The following is a 23,227-nucleotide window of genomic DNA, read 5'->3' as shown; positions in this document are numbered from 1 at the left end:
ACCTGATGTGTGTTCGATTTATTAAAGCGGGTAACCAAACAGTTATCCGCTTTTTTTATTGTTTGTGCAGTTATACAGTAAATCATAATGAAATATATTTCTTACGATTTACTTTAACGCATACATTTGTAATATACCGCACCCATGTACCCTGTCGGCAGTTACTCAACCAATCCTAACCCGCATAATACTTATGTTATGCAAAATACCGAGTTAGGTAAACTTACACCGTTGATAATTGCGCAGCACAGTGTGAATTTTGATCGGTTAAATGCTGAGTTACTAACAGCTATCGAACTCTCCATTAATTGCGGAAAATTTATAAGCTGCAACAATAGCCTTAACTTTCCGGTAGTGGATGTGGAGCAGCAAGCAAATCAATTGGTGCTAATCTGCCCATGCGATCAGCCCAAGTATAAGCTTTGTGAACATCAAAGTAGAGTGTTACTCCAAATCATTCAAAAAGACAATCTACGGATTTTTTTCGACGAGAAATTTCGGCACGAAGTTTTCAAGAAGCTTGCAGTAGATTACGGTTTGCAAAATGAGGCTAACCTGGATAAATATTTCCAAATAGATTATGTGGACCATAAAACGGTGACCAAACCTATAAAAGCCTCACTTCTTTCAGTTACCGCTGAAAGCCTCAATTTAATGAAGGACCTGATGCTGCCCGGCCAGGAACCAAATTTTCAGCAAACCAGTGCCGTAGCCGATGATAGTTTGCGGTGTATTATTCTGAAACAGCATAAGTACTATAAACACCTGATGGCCGAGCTCTACGATGCGCCGGTGACTAAAGATGGTAAAATTAAAAACCCGCTTAACCCGGTAAACCCACTCGAACTGGTTTGGGAGACTAACGACCCGCTGGAACTGAAGTTTTTTACGGCTATATCACGATTTCAAAATACGGTGGATGGCAAGGTGACGGAATCTGCATTGGAGAGCCTGAAGTCAATTGTAAAAAATCCGCTTGACCTGCCTTGTTACATGCACCAGAGTCAATTATCGGAAAAGATCACTTCTACGGCTTTGTTGCCAGTTAAGCTGAGTAGAATAACGCATGACATGGAGTTAACCGTGGATGAGAAAGGGCAGTTTTACGAAGTGTCAGGTAAATTGCAAATTGGTGATACCATTTATAATCTGGCCGAACTGGAAGTACGCTTCACCTATTTTGTACAGGTGCTGAATACCCTTTACATGGTGAAAGACCTGCAAATGCTGGGCACCGTTAATTTCTTTAAGCGTAGGCAAGATGACCTGCTGATCCACCAGTCAAAATACAAACTGTTTCAGGCACAAATACTGGATAAGCTGGAAGAGCGTACCAAAATAGATTACCGTTATGTTAAGGTAGCCACCCTTGCCCAGTTAAAAGAGCAGGGTTTTCAAAACCAGGTAGAAAAGATCATTTACCTGTCAGACTTTGGTGCGCATGTAATGATAGTCCCTATTATGCGCTACGGCGAGGTGGAGATACCTATACGTACCCAAAGGCAAATTAATGCGGTTGATAGTAAAGGCAATTACTTTACTGTGCAGCGCAACGAATGGGCCGAACGACAATTTACAGCCTTGCTGCTTAAACAGCACCCACTTTTTGAGGAGCAGTTAACCGACGACCTGCAATACTTCTATCTGCATAAAAAACGCTTTTTAAACGAGGATTGGTTTTTAAACGCTTTTGAAGATTGGCAAAATGCAGACATCACCATTTTAGGGTTCAACGAAATAAGCGGGAACAAGCTCAACGCCAATAAGGCAAAAATAACGGTACAGGTTTTAAGTGGCATTAACTGGTTCAATACCGTAATTAAAGCAAGGTTTGGTAAGCGTAAGGCATCTTTAAAACATTTGCACAAAGCCATACGCAACAAAAGCAAGTTTGTGCAATTGGATGATGGTACGCAGGGCATTTTGCCCGCCGAGTGGATCGACCGTTTCACAGAGTACTTTAATGCCGGCGAAATTGGCGATAATGAGAGCGTGCTTACGGCCAAAACTAATTTTACTTCTATAGCTCAGCTGTATGATGACGAGATGCTGGATGCGGAGGTAAAACGCGAACTGCATTCCTATAAACAAAAACTGGCCGATTTTGACCAAATACAGGAGGTAGAGGCACCGGCAGGTTTACAAACCACCTTGCGCAACTACCAACTGCAAGGCTTAAACTGGCTCAACTTTTTAGATGATTTCAATTTCGGCGGTTGCCTGGCCGATGATATGGGCCTGGGCAAAACTATTCAAATCATTGCTTTTATCCTTTCGCAACGCAATAAGGTTAAGCATAACACTAACCTGCTGGTAGTACCAACTTCATTAATATTTAATTGGCAGGCCGAGGTGCAAAAGTTTGCGCCATCAATAAAAATGCATACTATTTATGGTGCAGATAGAATTAAAAGTGTACAGAATTTCGACGATTATGAGATCGTATTAACTTCCTATGGCACCTTGCTGGCCGATGTTGGCTTTTTAAAAGAGTACCAGTTTAACTACATCTTTTTAGATGAATCACAAAACATCAAGAACCCCGATTCGCAACGGTATAAGGCGGTAAGGCTGCTCAAATCACGCAACAGGATAGCTATAACAGGTACGCCTATTGAAAATAACACGTTCGATCTGTATAGCCAGTTATCGTTCGCCTGTCCGGGCTTATTAGGAAGCAAGCAGTATTTTAAAGATATTTACTCGTCGCCCATTGATAAGTTTAAGGTAAGCAGGCGTACTGCCGAATTACAGCGCAAGATCAAGCCTTTCATTTTACGGCGTACCAAGCAGGAAGTGGCCGCCGAACTGCCCGATAAAACGGAAATGCTGCTGCACTGCGAAATGCAGGATGAGCAACGTAAAATATACGATGCTTACGAAAGGGAGTTTAGGGAATTTATATCGGCCACCACGCAGGAGCAATTGCCCAAGAAATCCATGTATGTATTGAAGGGATTGACCAAGTTAAGGCAGATCTGCGATTCGCCTTTGTTACTCAGTGGCGATAAATTGCCCGGCAATGCTTCGGCCAAAATTGAGGTGCTGATAGAACAAATTCAAAGTAAATCGCCCAGGCACAAAATTTTGGTTTTTTCGCAGTTTGTAACCATGCTTGATCTAATCGCTAAAGAATTAAAAACCCATAACATCGGTTATACCACATTAACCGGTAGCACCCGTAACCGGGAGAACGTGGTGAATGATTTTCAGAATAACGCCGATACCAGGGTGTTTTTAATAAGCCTGAAAGCCGGAGGGACTGGCCTCAACTTAACCGCAGCGGATTATGTGTATTTGGTAGACCCCTGGTGGAACCCAGCTATTGAAAACCAAGCCATTGACCGCGCTTACCGTATTGGTCAAAAGAAAAATGTAGTGGCCGTACGCTTGATATGCCCCAATACCATTGAGGAGAAAATGATGCAACTGCAGGAAACTAAAACCGGGCTGGCTAACACGTTAATTTCTTCCGATGCCGGTATATTTCAATCCCTCACCAAAAGTAACCTGCTTGCGCTACTAAGCCGCTAACCTAAAGAGCTAACGTAATTTGGTAGTAGCTATTAATACAGCTTGCCGGCTTTTTTATCGTACTTGAAAAAGAGCAGGGTTACGTAAATTAACCTTGCAGTTACGCTCAAAAATAAAAGAATTATAGTAAATATCTTTTTCATGATTAAACTTATAACGTAAAAGCTACTCATGAAAGGCAACTTTTTCATGTAACTTGCAACTATTGAATTTGTTAACAAATGTGATATAATTGAACAAGGTTATGTCATCAAAAATGAAACATTAATTTAACATACACAATACCTGCATACACCGTTATTTAACCCTTTCTTAAAACTATTACCATTATAATTAGTAGAGATTAAGCTTATCAATTACATCACATATTTTTAAGTAAAATGTAATGCCGGTACGTTAATGAATTGTACCCGTGTGTATAATCTTTGATTTTTGAAGCAGTTATTATACATAATCTCTAAACTGCGAATTACAAAAGTATCTTTAAAGATACAAGATGGTTACAAAAGATAAATTCCTGTCTATGTAACCTTGTTTTACCTCAGTTTTTGCTGATTGTTTTCTATGTTTACTTCAAATACAATTGCTATGAAGATTTCAAAAATTCATTTAATATCGTTTATAATGCTGCTGGGCATTACGTTTCAAGCATGTAAAACAAAAAAAATAGTGGCTAAACCTACCGAGCCTGTACAGCCAGCCAAACCAACCGCGCCAGTTGAGGCTAAGCCGGTTACGCCCACTCCTGTAATAGTAGAGCCTGCCCCAGTAGCCCCAAAGCCTGATTTTAATTTTACTTCTATCCAGTTTGAATTTAATTCGGCTGTTCTAAAAACTGATTCGTATGCAATGATGGATAAAATTGCCACTGAAATGAAAAAAGATGCTTCGGCTAAATTTGTGATCAACGGTCATTCATCGGCAGAGGGTTCGGCTGAGCATAATCAATCGCTATCTGAAGATAGGGCCAATTCGGTTAAATTGTACTTAACTAATGCCGGTATCAATGCCGCCAATTTATCAGTAAAAGGTTATGGCGAAAGCAAACCGGTAACCAACAATACTTCCGAAGAAAGCCGTGCCCTAAACCGCCGTGTAGAAATTAAGCTTAATTAAGCATAAGTAAGATCTTTAAGCTGCTTAAACGCAGTGCATTTACCGGCAAAAGTCATGCTTTCCAAATAGTGGAAGCATGACTTTTGTTGTTAACGGGTATTTGTAAATGGTGTATATAAAAACATGTTATAAATCATTTCTTAATGTACGTTAAGTGTGATCCGTGTGCTTATCCCGACATTTGAACCAACAACAAAAAGGAAGCCCTATGAAAGTTATCGCACATCTAATCGCACTCAGCTTACCCAATTCAAACCCGGGGCAAATTGCTGCTGCCTTATGTATCAGTGTAACTTATCTTAAAACAAACCTGGTTAAGTTTAAACATACCTGCACTATTAATAAGTAATCAACAAACCACCATCATCAATTAATCTTTAAAAACTAAACATCATGGAAAATACAATTAATGGCATCCACCACATCACTGCAATAGCTGGTAATGCCAAACGTAATTTTGATTTCTATACCAAAGTATTAGGCTTACGCCTGGTTAAAAAAACCGTCAACTTCGACGATCCGCAAACCTACCACTTATACTATGGCGATAAAGAAGGCACACCGGGCACTATCCTTACCTTTTTCCCATGGGAAAACATACAAACCGGTCGCCGTGGTGCACGCCAGGCTACCGAAATTGCTTACTCTGTACCCGAAAATAGTTTCGATTTTTGGCTGAACCGTTTCGAGAAACATAACGTAACTTATAATAAAGTGGCCGAAAAATTTGGAGAGCCTTACTTAACCTTTTTAGATCCTGATGGCTTGAAACTGGAACTGATTGCCTCTAAAACCTCAGACACCCGTTTGCCTTGGGAAACCACTGAAGTAAAGGCCGAAAACGCTACCAAAGGTTTTCATAATGTAACTATTACTACTAACAAAATGCAGCCCACTGCCGATATATTGACCGGCGTATTTGGTTACCGATTGTTAGAGCAGCACGTGAACCGTTTTCGTTTTATAACCGATAATGCAGACAATGCCGCTATTATTGACCTGGTAGAAGTGGCTGGCGAAATAGCCGGACACGTAGCCGGTGGCTCGGTTCACCATGTGGCTTTCAGGGTAAAAAACGAAGAAGTATTGATGTTTTACCGCGAAAAAATAGCCGCTTTAGGTTTGCACATTACCGATAAAATAGACCGTAACTACTTCTATTCCTTATACTTTCGCGAACCGGGTGGCGTATTGTTCGAATTAGCTACCGATAACCCTGGTTTTAGTGTAGATGAGCCGGTAGAATCGTTAGGTGAACATTTGAAATTACCTACCCAGTACGAAGAGTACCGCAGCAGTTTAGAAACTACTTTACCAAAATTAGTGTAATTATGTACACACATCATCAATCCTACAAAACAACCGGCACCCCTGCAGCAAACGCCAAGGGGGCGCTGGTTATGATCCACGGCCGTGGCGGTACTGCTGCCAACATCATGAGTTTATCGCGTGAATTGAACGTGGAGGGTATGGCTATTTATGCCCCAGAAGCCACTAACAATAGCTGGTACCCATACAGCTTTATGGCACCCGATGAGCAAAACCAGCCGTCATTGAATTCGGCTTTACTGGTAATAGGCGGGCTGGTAGACCAAATTATTGCCGGTGGTATTCCGGCCGATAAGATCTATTTCCTGGGATTTTCGCAAGGAGCCTGTTTAACATTGGAGTATATTGCCCGTAATGCCAGGCGCTTTGGCGGTGCCGTAGCCTTTACCGGCGGTTTGATTGGCGAAAAACTTCGATTAGAGCAATACAAAGGTGATTTTGCCGGTACGCCAGTACTTATAACTACCGGCACACCCGATCCTCATGTGCCTTTAACAAGGGTTGAAAAAAGTGTGGAAATACTTAAACAACACAATGCTCAAGTAAGCCTCAAAGTGTATCCAGGCAGGCCGCATACTATTACTCAGGAAGAGATCGACCTGGCTAATCAGTTTATATTTGTATGAAAGCAGCGCACTCAATTGCCGGAAAATATGGACAGTCCGGTAGTTAAAAATTGAAAATAGTGTACTTTTGAGTTCATGAAAGTTTATAAAACTTCATGAAATTTCTATAAAACCTTAAAAAACCACTTATTTATTGCTTTGCGTTTGAGTTGGATAAAGTTTTAGGAACTATTGGAAATAGTAAGTAAAATGAATTACGAAAACATAGAACTGGTGAACAACGAGTCCATCCACAACTTTGAACTGATGGTTGACGGGTACCGTGCGTTTATAGATTACCAAAAAAAAGGGGACAAGGTTTTTCTCATTCATACCGAGGTGGCACCCGAACTGAAAGGCAAAGGAGTAGCGGAAGTCATTGTAGATAAAACGCTAACCTATATCGATCAGCACAACTTAAAGCTGGTACCACTATGTGTTTACGTTGGCATATACCTCAAGCGCCATCCCGAGTGGAGCCACCTGCTGGCTTAATAATAAATATATATTATGCAAACATTCAATGTAACCCGCGTATATGCCGATACTGCCGGCGAAAGCCACTTTGAGGATGTAAGCTACCCATTAACCGATGGCGGGCCAATAGGTTACCTGTCTGACAAGGTTAAGGTGAGCAACCTTATATTCAGAAAAGTGCCGCCGGGATATGATGACCTGCACAAAGCTCCTCAAAAGCAATATGTGATACTGCTGAATGGAGCCGTAGAAATTGAAACATCGACGGGGGAGAAGCGGGTTTTTAATACCGGCGAGATACTGCTGATGGAAGATACCACAGGCAAAGGCCACCGCAGCCGTAACATAAAACCTGTTGAGCGAACTTCGTTGTTTATAACTTTCGATTAATATATTACAGGCTTGAATAGAAGTCTTAATTTTTATAAAATTTTATATATCAATTATTTATGTATCGTTAAAGGTGAGTTGACTGCAAAGGCCTGTAAAAAAATGAAGCTCTGAACCCATCCTGTGGTGTCCTGATGATGTGTGGCTCTGCGTATATATATGATGACATTTGGTATCCAATTCGTACTATAAATTATGTTCCTGAAGAATTTTCTAATCTGCTTATTTTTTATTGCCTTCAAATTCAATGTTTTCGGCCAGGAAAATAAAATTGTTCAATGGGGTAATTGGCAGGTTTGGGGCGCACAGCCAAACGGAACGTACCAAAATCCCATATTGCCTGCAGATTATAGCGACCTTGACTGTATTCGTGTAGGGAATGATTATTATGCCATTTCTTCTACGTTTCAGTATGCTCCCGGCATGATTGTTCTACACTCTAAAGATCTGGTAAACTGGAGTATTATAGGTCATGTAATTAGCGATCTCAATCAAATTTCGCCCGAATTGAACTGGGACAAAATGAACCGTTACGGAAAAGGAGTTTGGGCGGGTTCAATTCGCTATCATGATAACAAGTTTTGGGTGTACTTTGGTACGCCCGATGAAGGGTATTTTATGAGTACTGCGCCAACCCCTGCAGGGCCATGGGAGCCCTTGCATCAAATGCTGAATAGTAAAGGATGGGATGATTGCTGCCCTTTTTGGGATGATGACGGGCAAGGATATTTTGTGGGTACCGATTACGGTAATGGTTACAGCATTCACCTCTTTAAATTAACAGCTAACGGAAAAGATATTATTGAAAATACAGACCTGGTTATCCATCAATCCAAGGGGAGTGAGGCCAATAAGCTTTATAAAATTAACGGCTGGTATTACCATTTGTTTAGCGAAGTTAAACCCGAAGGACGGGCTATTATGATGGAACGTTCAAAAAATATTATGGGGCCTTATAATGAAATTAAACAGCTCAGCCATGCCGAAAAGCAGTTTAAAGAGCCTAACCAGGGTGGCTTGGTACAAACACAGGGAGGCAGCTGGTATTTTTTAACGCACCATGGCAGCGGAGACTGGTCTGGCAGGGTAATGAGCCTTTTACCGGTAAGCTGGAAAGATGGCTGGCCCATAATAGGTGAAGTGGGCGACGATGGGATAGGGCGAATGGTATGGACAGGAAAAATGCCTGTTTTAAAAACAGCTAAAATAACGCCTCAAGCCAGTGATGATTTTTCCAAAAGTATATTGCAACAACAGTGGGAGTGGAACTATCAGCCAAGGGCTGGTAAATGGTCGTTGACTGAAAATAAGGGTTGGTTGCGGCTTTATGCATTTAAACCATTGCAACCAGGTAATCTTTTAAAAGCAGGTAATACACTTACACAGCGCGTTTTTCGTACATCACATAACGAAGCGGTTGTTAAAATAAATATTAGCATGATGGCTAAAGGTCAAAGAGCCGGTTTAGCACATTTTGGCTCCCCTAATTATGCCTCCCTCGGTATTATTAACCAAGGCACCAGCAAGTTTTTGGAATTTAATATTAAGGGAGAAAAAGTATCAGGAATAACCGTTACCGGTAAATACATCTGGTTTAAATCCACATGGGGGTTAGATGGCATCAGCCAGTTTTATTACAGTTTAAACGGCACCGAATATGTACCCTTCGGTAGTACTTATCAGTTGGCCTGGGGCTCATACCGGGGCGACCGTATTGCCTTATATAACTACAATGACCTGGATGAGGCCGGCTATATTGATGTGGATTATTTTCATTATACCTATTAAGACTTGTTTTTTGTAAATATATTCCGCTGTACCTATTTTATGATTACAAATTTTATCCGCGGATCTGTTTTGTAATTTATAGGTTTACCCATTACGGTAACCGTTGGTGTTTTGCCCGAGTAAGAACGTATGTTAGCTGATTTTAACTGATGATCTGCCCATTCAATATCCAATTCGTAATTGCCTCGGGCACGAATACCTGATATTTTTCCACTACTCCAGGAGGCAGGTAAAGCCGGCAGTATATCAATGTCGCCGGTTTGACTTTGCAAAAGCATTTCTGCAAAGCCAGCAGTTGGTGCATCATACAAAGTGGGGTAGTTAACACCGAGAGCATCCAAACAGCGGTCACCTTCCCGCAAGCGCGCCCACATACCCGCCTTATCGGGGTGGTAGCCTCCGCCTTTACGCAGTTCTAATGATTTGCGTGCTGCAGCCATTAATGCAGGTGTATTTTTATTGATTTGGCTTAACGGCCAAACCGATATCAAATGCGATATGTGCCTGTGATTAGCTTCCCATTCTTTTATGCCGTTAGTGAAATCGAACTCAAACTCGTTGAGTTGTTGCTGTGAGCCAATGCTATACGGTATAAATTTCTTTAGCGCCGCTTTAAGGCGCTCACTAAAAGCCGCATCAATGCCTAATACAGCGCTTTCCTGTATGCAGTGCTCAAAAAGCTCTCTTAATAAAGCCATGTCCATGGTTGATCCCTGGCTTACTGCAACCCTGGCCCCGTTTACATCAAAAAAGTGGTTCTCGGGCGAGGTTGATGGTGAGGTAACCAGGTAGCCGTCTTTATTGGTCACCAGCAGGTCTAAAGCAAACTCTGCGCTCCTTTCATAATGGGATAGGCGGTTTTACGCAAATAATTTTTATCCTGGCTAAAAGCATAACGCTCATAAACGGTTTGGGTTAGCCATATTCCGCCAACAGGCCAGTCGGCCCAGCAAGGATCGCCCAAAGCCATCTCTGTCATGGCCCAAACATCCGAATTATGATGGGTTACCCAGCCATGAAAGCCATAATCAACCCTGGCAGTTTCAGTTCCATGTACGGCAAGGTTTTTAACAAAGCTAATTAATGGTTCTGTGGTTTCACCAATATTAGCCGGTTCGGCCAACGAATAATATTTTTCGGGGTTTTCATTAAGCGTGTAGTTTGATGAATAATGCGGAGACGTGTCCCTGTTCCAGATTCCCTGCTCGTTTCTTGGCGCGCCGCCACCCGGTCTCGAACAAGCAATTAAGTTGTAACGGGCATATTGATAGGCTAATACATATTTATTGTTCTTTTGGTTGTTAACCTCAACCCAAAGCCTCCTGAATAAATTTTGATGATCTTGAATATGATGATGAAGTAACTGCTGATATGTTTTAGCAGATGCCTGTTCCATATACCTCTTTACCAATAGCTGGTAGTCTTTGCCTTGGGTAACCGGGTCTTTATCAAAACCATTAAAACTGTTAGCGGCAGAAAAGATGAGTGTCGCGGTATCGGCACCGGTTATGTGCAGTCCTTCGCCTTTACCGGTAAGCTGGCCCCCGCTTGTTTTGATCTGCAATCGCGATTCAAATCTAATTCCTTTGTTTTCATCCCACACTATAGTTTTTGGATTGGGGGAATCGTGGGCCGGGGCTCTTCCGTTCACAATTATGGTGTTACCCTCTATCCGGGTTTTACCCTGCAATTGGGTATTTAGCAAAGCTGCAAAACCCACACTTGCTTTATGATCGCTGTAAATGCGCATGATTATTGCCTGATCAGGATAGCTGGCAAATACCTCGCGTGTAAAATTAATACCATTAACGCGGTAATGCACGGTTACCATAGCCCTATCCATATCCAATTCACGGCTGTAATTGGTATAACCGGCAGTATGATCAAAATTCAGCTCCATATTACCTAAGGGCTCATAACATTGGCTGTTTTTACCGGCCATAAACCTTACCAGCGAATCGGCTTTTTTATATGCCCCTGCAGCTAAAGCTTTTCTTACGCTTGCCAGTATGGCCGGCCCGTTAGCATTTGTTTTGCTGCCTGGTGAACCCGACCAAAGCGTAACCTCGTTTAAATTTAAAACTTCTGAGGCAACGTTACCGTAAATTTTAGCACCTAAGCGCCCATTACCTATAGGCAATGCTGCACCAAAATTTTTACTATCGGTTGGTTGGGTATATATTAATTTTAATGATTCCCAATTACCGGGCTTAGGTTTTATTTGTGCCGATGCATTAATGCCTAACAGTATAGGTAAAGTGAAAGCAAATAACTTAATAGGCAAATAAGAGATTGATTTTAAGTTAATTATCATAAACGGCTATTGGTTATAAAAGTAATTGGTTGGGTAAAATTGCCGTAATAATTAAGTTGCAGCAACCTGCACCGTCCTGTTAGCTTAAATATTACGATGTTAATTTAGCATTTGCTTGCCTTCAATAACCCATGATAAAATATAGCAGTACAAATGTTAAATTGAAGATATTTTTGAAAAGAGTAACCATACACTACAAAGTATATTATATAATATTGCATTTACGAGGTATTTTGGTATAGTAGTTATTGGTTTAAATTTTTTTTCAAATGATAGTGTAATATTGCTATTAACATCAACTTTGGAAACTGCCATACCATATCATAACCAGTTATATTTCTAAAATTTATGATGAAACCTGTACTCCTGATAAAGCTTTTAATATCAAGCTTAGCTCTGTTTATAACCATAGGTGGTTATGCCCAGGAAAATACTGAACTCTCCAATGCAAAAGCTTCGGATCAAGCAAAAGCATTGTATAAATATTTACAGGATATGCGCGGAAAAAAGATACTTTCGGGGCAGATGGTTTCCAATTTCGGGCGTTTTGACGAGCTTAAATACATTAAGGAGGTAACCGGAAAGCAGCCCGCCCTGCGCGGTATGGATTTTATTGATAGTGCAAAGAATAAAGAGGAAGTAAAATTTGCTAAAGAGTGGTGGGTAAAAGGTGGAATACCAACTATAATGTGGCACTGGGGGGCACCCGGTAAAGGGGGTGGCTACACAAACTCGCAAAAACCTGTTGATATTGACAGGTGCTTTGAAGAAGGTACACCAGAATATAAAGCTTTTTGGGCCGAACTGGATAGAAAAGCCAAGCTGCTTAAAAAATTGAAACGGGCACGTGTACCGGTATTATGGCGACCTTTTCATGAGTTAAATGGCAACTGGTTTTGGTGGGGTAAACAAGGCCCCGAAAAATTTAAGCGGTTGTGGACCACCATGTATAACTATTATGTTAAAAAAAAGAAACTAAATAACCTGATATGGGTGCTTTGCTATACCGGTAAGCCCGATAGTGCCTGGTATCCGGGGAGCCAGTACGTAGATATAGCCAGTGCGGATACCTATGGTAACAACAGCCCCCATTTAGAGATGTATAATAAAGTACATGATATTGCCGGCGATAAAATGCCCATTGCTTTTCATGAGTGCGGCACTCCACCCAACCCTGATAAAACACTGGCCGATGGTGCTCAATGGTCCTGGTGGATGGTGTGGCATACCAGCCATATAGCCAAGGTAGACAAAGATTACTTAAAGCATGTTTACAGCCATGAGCAGGTGGTAACGCTAGACGAAGTGCCCGATATTATGCGTTTGTACGGTACGCGTCATTCTTTCTTTTACAGGCTGTTTCATTAACTAAATAATAGCATTGTGCTATAAAATTTCTTACTAATTCCCTGCCCGATTTATAAATACAGCACTCCGTATAATTTTTGTCTGTATAAAAAACATAAATAATTGCTGTTAACCATTGCCATTAACATTTGTGGTTGTATTATTTAACATGTTTATTAATGCTGAAGGCGCATTGCTCTTAATTTTACAAACGCATCCAATTATAAATCATTTTTGCCCTATAAATCTTCGGGTATAAGTTATAGGAGTATTCATTTATACTAACCTTACAGTTTGTAAGCAGTGCAGTTAATTTTAAGCCAATTATTAAACCGCTCACAGTACGTAAGTGGATGTTGAGGAAGCAATTATATTTTTCTTATATGAAAATCAAGTACATACTGGTTGTGTTAGCCATATTAACCGGTTTGGTAAAGCAATTAAAGGCCCAGGTTTTACAGGTTAAATCGCCAGACGGATTAGTAGAAGTTACCTTGCAGGTAGGTGATCGCATTACCTGGTCTGTAAAGCACCAGAACACTGTAGTTATAGCGCCGTCTGCCATGGCATTAACCTTAAATACAGGCGAAATTTTGGGCCGCAGCGCTAAAGTTACACAGGTAAAAACAACTAAAGTAAATACCACATTTAATACCAGCTTTTATAAAAGGCAGGTGGTTACTGATAACTATAATCAACTAAGCGTTACCTGTAAAGGTAACTATGGAATGTTGGTGCGGGTTTATAACGATGGTGCCGCTTACCGGTTTTTTTTGAAGCGTAAAGGAGAAGTGGTGATTAGCAACGAAGAGGCATCCTTTAACTTTAACAATGATTATAAAGCTTATATTCCTTATATCAGAGACCTGAGGAACAATGATAAGTATATGGTGCCTTTTGAGTCGTTATACGAAGTAGGGCGTTTATCGCAAATAAAAACAGACACCTTAACATTTTTACCCCAGTTGATAGAAGTAGGAGAGGGAAAAAAGGCTGTAATTTTAGAAGCAGATCTGGAAAATTACCCTGGTATGTTTTTAATGAAATCAAAAAATACACCTAACGCTTTACAGGCGGCCTTTGCACCTTATCCTTTGAAAGAAGAACCAGGTGGTTTTAACAATTACAATTACGTGGTGCGTAAGCGCGCTAACTATATTGCCCGTATTAACGGTACAAGAAGTTTACCCTGGCGCGCGGTAGTTATTAGTACTCAGGATAAAGAACTGATTGATAATGATATGGTGCAAAAGCTGTCGGCACCATCGCGTATCGCCAATTCATCGTGGATTAAACCCGGTAAAGTAGCCTGGGACTGGTGGAATAACTGGAATGTTACCAAAGTTGATTTTGAGGCCGGGGTAAACACACCAACCTATAAGTATTACATTGATTTTGCAGCTGCTAATAAGCTGGAATATATTATAATGGATGAAGGCTGGAGCAATAGTGCCGATATGACTAAAATATCGCCTAAGATAAACCTAAAGGAAATTGTTGATTACGGCCGTGAAAAAAATGTGGGCATAATTTTATGGGCATCCTTGTATGCCTTAAACCAGGTTATGGATCAAGCGTTTACCCAATACGCCGAAATGGGTATTAAAGGTTTTAAAATAGACTTTTTAGATCGCGACGATCAAAAGATGGTACAATCGGTTTACAACATAGCACAAAGCGCTGCAAATCATCATTTATTGATTGATTTACATGGCATATATAAACCTACAGGAGTGCAGCGCACTTACCCTAACGTTATTAATTTTGAAGGTGTTAAGGGTATGGAAAATGCGAAATGGACACCTAATGATGACATGCCCCGTTACGAGACTACTATTCCGTTTATTAGAATGGTGGCCGGGCCTATGGACTATACGCCGGGTGCTATGCGTAACGCTTCCAAAAATAATTTTCGTCCCAGCAATTCCTTGCCCATGAGCCAGGGAACTCGGTGCCACCAGTTAGCCATGTACATTGTTTACGAGGCACCGTTGCAAATGCTGTACGATAACCCAACCGCTTACATGAAAGAGCAGGAAAGCACCGATTTTATAGCCAGTATTCCTACGGTATTTGACCAAACAGTGGCATTAAAGAGTAAAATTGGCGAGTATGCTGCTGTAGCACGCAAAAAAGATAACACCTGGTATATAGGAGCAATCTCTAATTGGAATGATAAAATGGTTACGCTCGATTTATCGTTTTTAGGAAGCGGAACATTTGAGGCCGAGCTATTTCAGGATGGTGTAAACGCCAACCGCGATCCAACCGATTATAAAAAGCAAACCATTAAAATAACAAACACTCGTGCACCTTTTGTGATCAGTATGGCCGGTGGCGGGGGCTGGGCTGCTAAAGTTAAAGCGGTACGCTAAAGTTTTTTATCAAATTCCGGGTATTTAAAAACTTGTTTTAATTTGATTATTAAGCGTTAAGGCCATCATAGTTTATGCTTAGTTTTACAGCATATATTAACCAAATGAACCAGGGTTAATACGCTGCAATTAACCAATTATATTAAATAGTACCTATAGTACAATGTATATGCCCCTTCGTGTGAAGAAATTTTTGTTTGTGTTTTTAACCGGGCTTATACCCTTATTGGTATCAGCGCAACATAATCAATACCAGTTTTCCCACCTTTCTATCAGTAATGGTTTGTCAAACAACCATGTTACAGCCATATTAAAAGATAGTAAGGGCTTTATGTGGTTTGGCACAGTTGCTGGCTTAAACCGTTTTGATGGCTTGGAATTTAAATGTTTCAGACATATTATTGGCGATAGTACTTCCTTAATTGATGATTACATTTATAATATTATTGAGGGGCCTAATCACAAGATATGGGTTAAAACTAAAACCGGTTTCTGCATTTTTGACCCACGCACCGAAAGATTTACCAGTAATATTGTTAATGACATTCAAAATTCGGCCATCCCCAAAAACCTATCACTCAAAGACGTTTACAAAGGCAGGGAGCAAAATTTAATATTATTAAGTAATAGCAACCATATTTATCTATACAATCCAATAGCCAATAAAGTCAAACACTTTTACCGTAATAAAAACACCTCACAAAATATAGGTAGTGAACCCATAGAAAGTATAACAACCGATTCCAAATCAAACTTGTGGCTTATGCACAATAACGGGATGTTAGAAATGTTTAATCCCGTGCTTAATAAAGTACTTTTTCATTTAAATGTAGCTGGTAATGCTTACGAAAAGCTTACCTATTACAATACTTATATTGATAATGAAGATGACGTATGGATCTATTCGCAAAGTGCGGAGAACGGTATCTATTTATTCAATCCTTCCAAACAATTATTAACTCATTTTTGCAAAAAGTCGAGCGTCGGGCGGTTAAATTCCGATGTGATAAATTCAATTGTGCAGGATAACGAAGGGCTGATCTGGATTGCTACCGACCATGGCGGTATTAACCTGCTGAATAAAAAAGATATGACCGTTCAGTATCTCACCAACCTGGAAAATGATAGTAAGAGTTTGTCGCAAAACAGCATAGTTAACGTTTATAAAGATAATTTAGGAATTATATGGTCGGGCACTTTTAAAAAGGGTATTAATTACTATCATAAAAACATCATTAAGTTTCCGCTCATTCATCATAACCTTTCCGATAACAGAAGCCTGCCCTATAATGATGTAAACAGGTTTGTAGAAGACAAGAAGGGAAACCTTTGGATTGGTACCAACGGAGTGGGGCTGATTTATTTTGACCGCCAAGCAAACACTTACCGCCAGTTTAAGCATAGCTCAACCAATACCAACACCATTGGTAACGATGTAATTGTTAGTTTGTGTATTGATCATCTGCAGCGGTTATGGATCGGTAGCTATTTTGGAGGGTTAGATTGTTTTGATGGTCAATCTTTCAAGCACTATAAACATAACGAGGCCGACCCTAACAGTATTTCTGATGACCGTGTGTGGGAAATTATGGAAGATTCGTCGCAACGTTTGTGGGTGGGTACACTTGCCGGTGGGTTAAACTATTTTGATGAAGGGAAAAACATATTTTATCATTACCGGCGCAATATTAAAAATTCAATCCATTCAGATTATGTTTCCTCTATTATAGAAGATAAAAATAAAAATCTGTGGATCGGAACATCACACGGGCTGGATGTTATCAAGAAATCTACCGGAAAAATTATACACTACGAACAAGGAAATAAACATGATGGACATTTATTAAGTAACGACATCAGATCTTTAATAGTAGATAGTCGGGGATTAATTTGGATACCTACACGCGAGGGTTTGAGCATGCTTAACCCTAATACCGGTATATTTACTAATTTCAGAAAAGATGACGGTTTACCTGAAAATAATATCCTTGATGTATTAGAAGATGATGAGCATAATATATGGGCAAGTACCACTAATGGGTTATCAAATATTATTGTAACTGCAAACAAAAAAAAGTTTGCTTACAAATTTGTAAATTATGATGAAATTGATGGTTTGCAAGGCCTGGAGTTTAATGAAGGTGCATCCTATAAAACTCGTAAAGGAGAACTGATTTTTGGTGGCGCCAATGGTTTTAATATTTTTTACCCCCAAAATATAGTTACACCCGGCAATAAACCTAAAATTATATTAACCGAATTACAGCTATTTAATAAGGCGGTTAGCCCTCAACAGCAAATTAACGGCCATGTTATATTAGATAGTACCATTGCTAATACCAGGCAAATTTCATTAAAGTATAATGAAAACGTATTTTCAATAGCATTTACAGCATTAGATTTTTTTAATCCTGATAAAGTAAAGATCAGGTATATGCTGCAGGGTTTTGACAAAAACTGGATAAGCGGCGATAATAAACTAAGAAAAGTAACTTATACCAATTTAGATGCCGGCCAATACAAATTTAAAATTGTAGCCACCAACAATGATGCGGTAACAGGAGAGGAGCTGAATTTGGATATTATTATTACACCTCCTTTCTGGAAAACCACTTTAGCTTACCTTATCTATTTTCTGGCATTTGCTACCACCTTGTTTTTAATCAGGCGTCGCGGAATACAAAAAATTAAGGAAGAATTCGCTATTGAGCAGGAGCGTGAACAAGCACACCGTTTACATGAGCTCGATATGATGAAGATAAAATTCTTTACCAACGTAAGTCACGAGTTCCGCACGCCGCTATCACTTATACTGTCACCCGTAGAAAAGCTTTTAAAGCAAGCCGAAAATAACGATTGTAAGCAGCAACTGCAATTAATTAACCGTAACGCGCGCCGGTTACTTAACATGGTAAATCAACTTTTAGATTTCAGAAAAATGGAAGTTGAGGAACTGAAACTACAGGTTAAGAGTGGTGATATAATTAAATTTATGGAAGACGTGTGTTTTTCATTTAACGATATTGCCGAAAAAAAGAATATCAGTTTTGTGTTTGATTCGGATACTGATTCATTAATTACCCAATTTGATCATGATAAAATTGAGCGCATTTTGTTCAACTTATTATCTAACGCGTTTAAGTTTACCCCCGAGCATGGCCATATAAGCGTACTTCTTAATTTACAGCAATGCAGCCAGGGCAACAACCTGTTAAATATTAAAGTAATAGATACCGGAATAGGTATTCCATCTGAGAAAAGAGAGCGGATCTTTGAAAGGTTTTTCCAGCATGAAGTTCCCGGGTCAATGGTAAATCAGGGAAGTGGTATTGGGTTAGCCATTACAAAAGAGTTTGTAAAACTGCATAATGGTGAAATTATGGTAGAAAGCGAATTGAATGAAGGTACCTGCTTTATAATTACTTTACCTGTAGAAACTGATAACCAAACAACAGTCCAAAATAGTATTGAAACAACTTTAATTCATACAACAAAAACAACTGCATCTGCCGATAACAGGATTTCGGGTAGAAAACAATCCATATTAATTGTTGAAGATAATGACGATTTCAGGTTCTATTTAAAGGATAATTTAAAGGAGCATTTTCATGTTGTTGATGCCATTAATGGAAAAGAAGGCTGGCAAAAGGCCCTGGCTTTGCATCCGAGTTTAATTATTAGCGACATAAGCATGCCCGAAATGAGCGGCACGGATTTATGCAGAAAATTGAAGAACGATAGCCGTACCAACCATATACCGGTTATATTGCTCACGGCATTAGCTGGCGAGGAGCAGCACCTGATGGGCCTCGAAACGGGTGCAAGTGATTATTTAACCAAGCCATTTAATTTTGAAATACTTCTCTCAAAGCTTAAAAACATCCTATTGCAGCAAGAGCTCATGCGCAGCACTTACAAAAAACAGGTTGAATTAAACCCAACTGAAATAGTTTTAGAATCTCCCGATGAAAAATTTGTTCAAAAGGCATTACAGGTAATTGAACAAAATATTTCCAATACCGAGTTCTCTGTTGAAGAATTGAGCAGTGAAATGTACATGAGCCGGGTTACGCTATACAAAAAGTGTTTGGCTTTAACGGGTAAGAGTCCGGTTGAACTTATTCGTTCGGTAAGGTTAAAAAGAGCTGCCCAGCTTTTAAGTAATGATTATCTCACAGTATCTCAAGTTTGTTATAAAGTTGGCTTTAAAAGTCAGAAATATTTTACTAAATCATTCAAAGCCGAGTTTGGCATATTACCCTCCACCTACGTTGCCAATAACACAACAGCTGTTTAATAATTTCAAATGCGTTTTAGGTTATTGTTTACCTGTACAATTGTTAAGCAATTAATATAATATATGCAAAGTGTATATGTTATCAGTATAATATTATATTATACTGATAATCAGTTTATTGTGATAGTTAACATTTGTGACCCTATTTATATACAACGCATTACCTGCATTAGTGTAGGTTTACTTCGGCTATCAGGTTTAGTAGTAATATTTTATAATTAGCTACTAATATTCGTTACCTGTTAAAGCCTGTTTAACCAATTATTGTAGTATAACTACAAACCAAATTTGTATTGTATGATTAAAACTTTACTTGTTCAAAAGGCAATATTAATGCCTTTAATTAGGAACCTTATGTTCTACTTTTTACTTCCCGATGCATACAAGCTATTTAAAGATCCCAGTATTTAAATAAGCCGGCCACTTTTATAATCGGGCATCTTGTTTGAAAATTTTACATAGTAATTGTGCCGATGTACCTACCTCTTTTTTACGGAAAGGTTATTACGCAACACCGTTAAATATGGAACAAAATCGCTGGACAGTAATGCTGGGATAGATGCATCTATTCAAAATTTGCTTACAAGCAGGCTGAGTTCTTACACACAATAAAACAACAAACACTAACCAATAATTTTTATGAGAAAGATTAAAAATATACCGATTTGAAAAATGAACGGCCTGATTAAAGAGAAGATATTCAGGAAGTCCCCTTTTTACATACTGCCCGAGTTATCGGCATTAACCACTTTTAAACCTAATTAAACGTATGTATGAGAAATAGAATTTTACTAAAAAAATTATTTCTGACCACTACCAGTATTTGTATAGCAGCTTTAGGTGCCAAGGCGCAAACCAATAAAGCTACAAGCAGTACTGCCCGTGACAGTGTTTCGGCCGCCAATGTTGATTCGCTGATAAAAAACAAAGTAAATTTGCCGTTTGGCAACATAGTTACTCCTAATAATACAACGGCAAGCACACAAGCTGTGTACACGCCCAGCCTTATTAAACAACCGGTTGTTAACGTATTAAATGCGCTTACCGGCAGGTTTGCAGGTTTATATACCCAACAAAATTCTGGTCAGCCAGGTTTGGATGCGGTTTCACTTACGCTGCGCGGCAGAACACCGCTAATATTGGTAGATGGCATACCCCGCCCGCTTACCTATATTGATTTGGAAGAAATTGAATCGGTAACGGTGCTTAAAGACGCCATGTCTACCGCGTTACTGGGTGTTAGGGGAGCAAATGGTGCAATTTTAATAACCACCAGGCAAGGCACGGCTAATAAACAAATTATATCCTTTACGGCGCAAACAGCTTTTCAGCGACCGGTAAGCATGCCCAAAACGCTTAATGCATTTGATTATGCAACGCTGCGTAACGAAGCTATTGATAATGAAGTAAGAGCTATTCCTACTTTTGATCAAAGGTTAAGGTATAGTGCCAATGATTTGCAATTATTTCAAAACCAAACAGATCCCTATGGGCATCCTGATATTGATTGGCGTAAGCAAGTATTAAAATCAAGTGCTCAACTCAACCGTTACACCCTCAACGTAACTGGCGGAAGCAATAATGTGCGTTATTTTGCAACATTAGAGCATTTGTTTCAGGATGGTTTATTTAAAACAAACAGTGTAAACAGTTACAATACCAATAGCTATCTCAGCAGTTACCTCATTCGTTCTAATATCGATCTCAATATTACGCCTAAGTTAACGGGTGGCATACATTTGTTCGGGCGTATATATAATTTGAACGAGCCTGGTGCAACTACATCAAATATCTTTAACTCGTTTTTAACAACGCCTAATAATGCATACCCGGTTTTAAATCCTAACGGAAGTTTTGCCGGAACGCCTTCATTTATCAATAACATTCAGGGGCAGGCCACAAATTCGGGCTATCTTCAAACTTATGTACGCGATATATTGGCCGATTTTTATGTTAAACGCACATTAAATGAGCTAACACCGGGATTGTATATAAAAGGTGTAGTGTCTTATGCATCAAACTTAAATGAAGTTATTAACCGTAGTAAACCCGTGGTTACTTTTCAGCGTTTGGTTACAGGCGGTGTAGAAAGTTATGGTAACGCACTGGTTACACAAACCGATCAGCTGAACACCAACACTATCAGCAATATTAGCGGCTTACCCAATCAGGGGCAGGGCAGGCAAAGCTACCTGGAAGCATCGCTTGGTTACAACCGTACATTTAGTGGCATCCATAATTTTCAAGCGGTATTACTCGCTAACAGCGATAATAACGTGTACGGAGGCAACATTGCTTACAATATTGCGGGCTTTGCAAGCCGCGCATCATATAGTTATAAAGAAAAGTATTTGGCAGAGTTTGCGCTTAGCTACAATGGTTCTAATTATTACGGCACCGGCAGCCAGTATAAGTTTGGTTTATTTCCGGTTGTAGGTTTAGGATGGAACATTGCCAAAGAAGATTTTTTGAAAGATAATAGCTGGCTTAATAGTTTAAAATTATCTGCTAACTATGGCAAAACCGGTAATGACAATCCTGGTTACTTCGTTTTTACCCAACGGATATTTGATGGGGCGAGTGCTTATTTTGGTACAGGCGCGGCTGCTAATCAAACCCTGGCAGAGTCAACGCTGGCCAACCCCAATATAACTTTTGAAAAGGCGAATAAATTTAACGTAAGCCTGCAAGGCTCTACCGCTAATAACAGGCTCGGCTTTACCATTGATTACTACAATAACCAATTTTCGGATGTATTAACTCAACGTGGCCGAAATACCGCACTAATTGGTAACTTTTACCCTAACGAAAATATTGGGCGCTACCGCTTTACAGGGTTTGATCTTCAACTGTCGTGGCAGCAACCGGTTAATAATGATTTTTCCTATTATATAGCTGCAAATGCAGGTACACAACAATCCAAAGTGCTTTACATTGATGAGCCCACCCAACGTTACCCATGGATGCAGCGCACCGGGCAAAAAGTAGGGCAAGCATTTGGCTACCAGGCAGAAGGGCTCTTTCAATCGCAAGCCGATATTAATAATGCGGCGCAAAATGGAGTGGCTACCGTTTTAGGCTACGCCGTACAGCCTGGCGATATTAAGTATAAAGATTTGAACGGCGATAGGGTTATCGACCGGTTCGATCAAACTACTATTGGGCCAAAAGGTCCGTTAATTACTTACGGGGCCGATCTGGGTTTTACCTATAAATTCGTTGATTTTAGCGCCCTTATTCAGGGGGTAGCTAATTATAGCATATACCTTAACGGCAACAGTTACTGGGAGTTTCAAAACAATGGTTTAGGCCAGGCTTATGAAGAGCAGTTGGGCAGGTTTACACCAGCTACTGCCGCAACGGCAACTTACCCCAGGTTAAGTATTGGTACTAATGTAAATAACCAGTTGTTTTCTTCGTACTGGTATCGTAAGGCCGATTATATAAGGCTTAAAACCGTACAGGTAGGGTTTACATTGCCTATGCGCTATGCCAATGCTGTAAAGCTGAAATCGTTAAGGGTTTTTGCAACCGGTACCAACCTGGTAACCCTCACCCAACTCAAAGGCGGGCGAGACCCTGAAAATTATAACGGATTATACCCTATACAAAGGCTTATTAATCTGGGTGTTAATGTAAAACTCTAATTATTTTA

Annotated in this window: 12 protein-coding genes and 1 pseudogene; 11 read left to right on the top strand and 2 right to left on the bottom strand. The window is 39.8% G+C overall.

What is annotated here, in order from left to right:
* Positions 1 to 198 precede the first annotated feature (198 nt).
* The 7 genes from ACFQ3S_RS13620 (at position 199) to ACFQ3S_RS13590 (ending at position 9,239) form a co-directional block, all read left to right on the top strand.
* Complete coding sequence (locus ACFQ3S_RS13620; protein ID WP_377165320.1) at positions 199 to 3,534, top strand: DEAD/DEAH box helicase; 3,336 nt, start codon at positions 199 to 201, stop codon at positions 3,532 to 3,534.
* Between the two features lie 588 nt (positions 3,535 to 4,122).
* Positions 4,123 to 4,650 (top strand): OmpA family protein, encoded by a 528-nt coding sequence (locus tag ACFQ3S_RS13615; RefSeq protein ID WP_377165318.1) that lies wholly within the window; start codon positions 4,123 to 4,125, stop codon positions 4,648 to 4,650.
* A 393-nt stretch (positions 4,651 to 5,043) separates the two neighbouring features.
* Positions 5,044 to 5,979 carry a ring-cleaving dioxygenase gene (locus ACFQ3S_RS13610; RefSeq protein ID WP_377165316.1) on the top strand — a complete coding sequence of 312 codons (936 nt, stop codon included), beginning with the start codon at positions 5,044 to 5,046 and terminating at the stop codon, positions 5,977 to 5,979.
* A 2-nt stretch (positions 5,980 to 5,981) separates the two neighbouring features.
* Complete coding sequence (locus ACFQ3S_RS13605) at positions 5,982 to 6,605, top strand: alpha/beta hydrolase (protein WP_377165314.1); 624 nt, start codon at positions 5,982 to 5,984, stop codon at positions 6,603 to 6,605.
* 189 nt (positions 6,606 to 6,794) lie between these two features.
* Positions 6,795 to 7,079, top strand: coding sequence for a GNAT family N-acetyltransferase (locus tag ACFQ3S_RS13600; RefSeq protein WP_377165312.1), 285 nt, complete (start codon positions 6,795 to 6,797; stop codon positions 7,077 to 7,079).
* A 15-nt stretch (positions 7,080 to 7,094) separates the two neighbouring features.
* Positions 7,095 to 7,451 carry a hypothetical protein gene (locus tag ACFQ3S_RS13595; RefSeq protein ID WP_377165310.1) on the top strand — a complete coding sequence of 119 codons (357 nt, stop codon included), beginning with the start codon at positions 7,095 to 7,097 and terminating at the stop codon, positions 7,449 to 7,451.
* Between the two features lie 195 nt (positions 7,452 to 7,646).
* A complete protein-coding gene (locus ACFQ3S_RS13590; RefSeq protein WP_377165308.1) occupies positions 7,647 to 9,239 on the top strand; it encodes a glycoside hydrolase family 43 protein in 1,593 nt (530 codons plus the stop codon).
* Between the two features lie 32 nt (positions 9,240 to 9,271).
* Here the strand turns inward: ACFQ3S_RS13590 and ACFQ3S_RS13585 are convergent, their stop codons facing one another.
* Together ACFQ3S_RS13585 and ACFQ3S_RS13580 are read right to left on the bottom strand one after the other, a co-directional pair.
* Positions 9,272 to 9,517, bottom strand: a complete 246-nt coding sequence (locus tag ACFQ3S_RS13585; protein WP_377165370.1) for a glycoside hydrolase family 95-like protein — start codon at positions 9,515 to 9,517, stop codon at positions 9,272 to 9,274.
* A 111-nt stretch (positions 9,518 to 9,628) separates the two neighbouring features.
* Positions 9,629 to 11,553 (bottom strand): annotated as a pseudogene (locus ACFQ3S_RS13580) (glycoside hydrolase family 95 protein); the annotation flags it as partial.
* Between the two features lie 348 nt (positions 11,554 to 11,901).
* On the opposite strand from ACFQ3S_RS13580, the gene ACFQ3S_RS13575 reads away from it, so the two are divergent.
* The 4 genes from ACFQ3S_RS13575 to ACFQ3S_RS13560 all read left to right on the top strand — a co-directional run bounded on the left by ACFQ3S_RS13575 (position 11,902) and on the right by ACFQ3S_RS13560 (position 23,219).
* Positions 11,902 to 12,921: a glycosyl hydrolase gene (locus ACFQ3S_RS13575; protein ID WP_377165306.1), complete on the top strand. Its 1,020-nt coding sequence runs from the start codon at positions 11,902 to 11,904 to the stop codon at positions 12,919 to 12,921.
* A 362-nt stretch (positions 12,922 to 13,283) separates the two neighbouring features.
* Positions 13,284 to 15,275 (top strand): glycoside hydrolase family 97 protein, encoded by a 1,992-nt coding sequence (locus tag ACFQ3S_RS13570; RefSeq protein ID WP_377165304.1) that lies wholly within the window; start codon positions 13,284 to 13,286, stop codon positions 15,273 to 15,275.
* 181 nt (positions 15,276 to 15,456) lie between these two features.
* On the top strand, positions 15,457 to 19,572 hold the full coding sequence (locus tag ACFQ3S_RS13565; RefSeq protein ID WP_377165302.1) for a hybrid sensor histidine kinase/response regulator transcription factor: 4,116 nt from the start codon (positions 15,457 to 15,459) through the stop codon (positions 19,570 to 19,572).
* 773 nt (positions 19,573 to 20,345) lie between these two features.
* Complete coding sequence (locus ACFQ3S_RS13560) at positions 20,346 to 23,219, top strand: SusC/RagA family TonB-linked outer membrane protein (RefSeq protein ID WP_377165300.1); 2,874 nt, start codon at positions 20,346 to 20,348, stop codon at positions 23,217 to 23,219.
* Positions 23,220 to 23,227: the final 8 nt, after the last annotated feature.

This window comes from Mucilaginibacter terrae (assembly GCF_042679325.1).
Lineage (GTDB): Bacteria > Bacteroidota > Bacteroidia > Sphingobacteriales > Sphingobacteriaceae > Mucilaginibacter > Mucilaginibacter terrae.
This window is presented reverse-complemented; position numbering and strand designations above follow the sequence as displayed.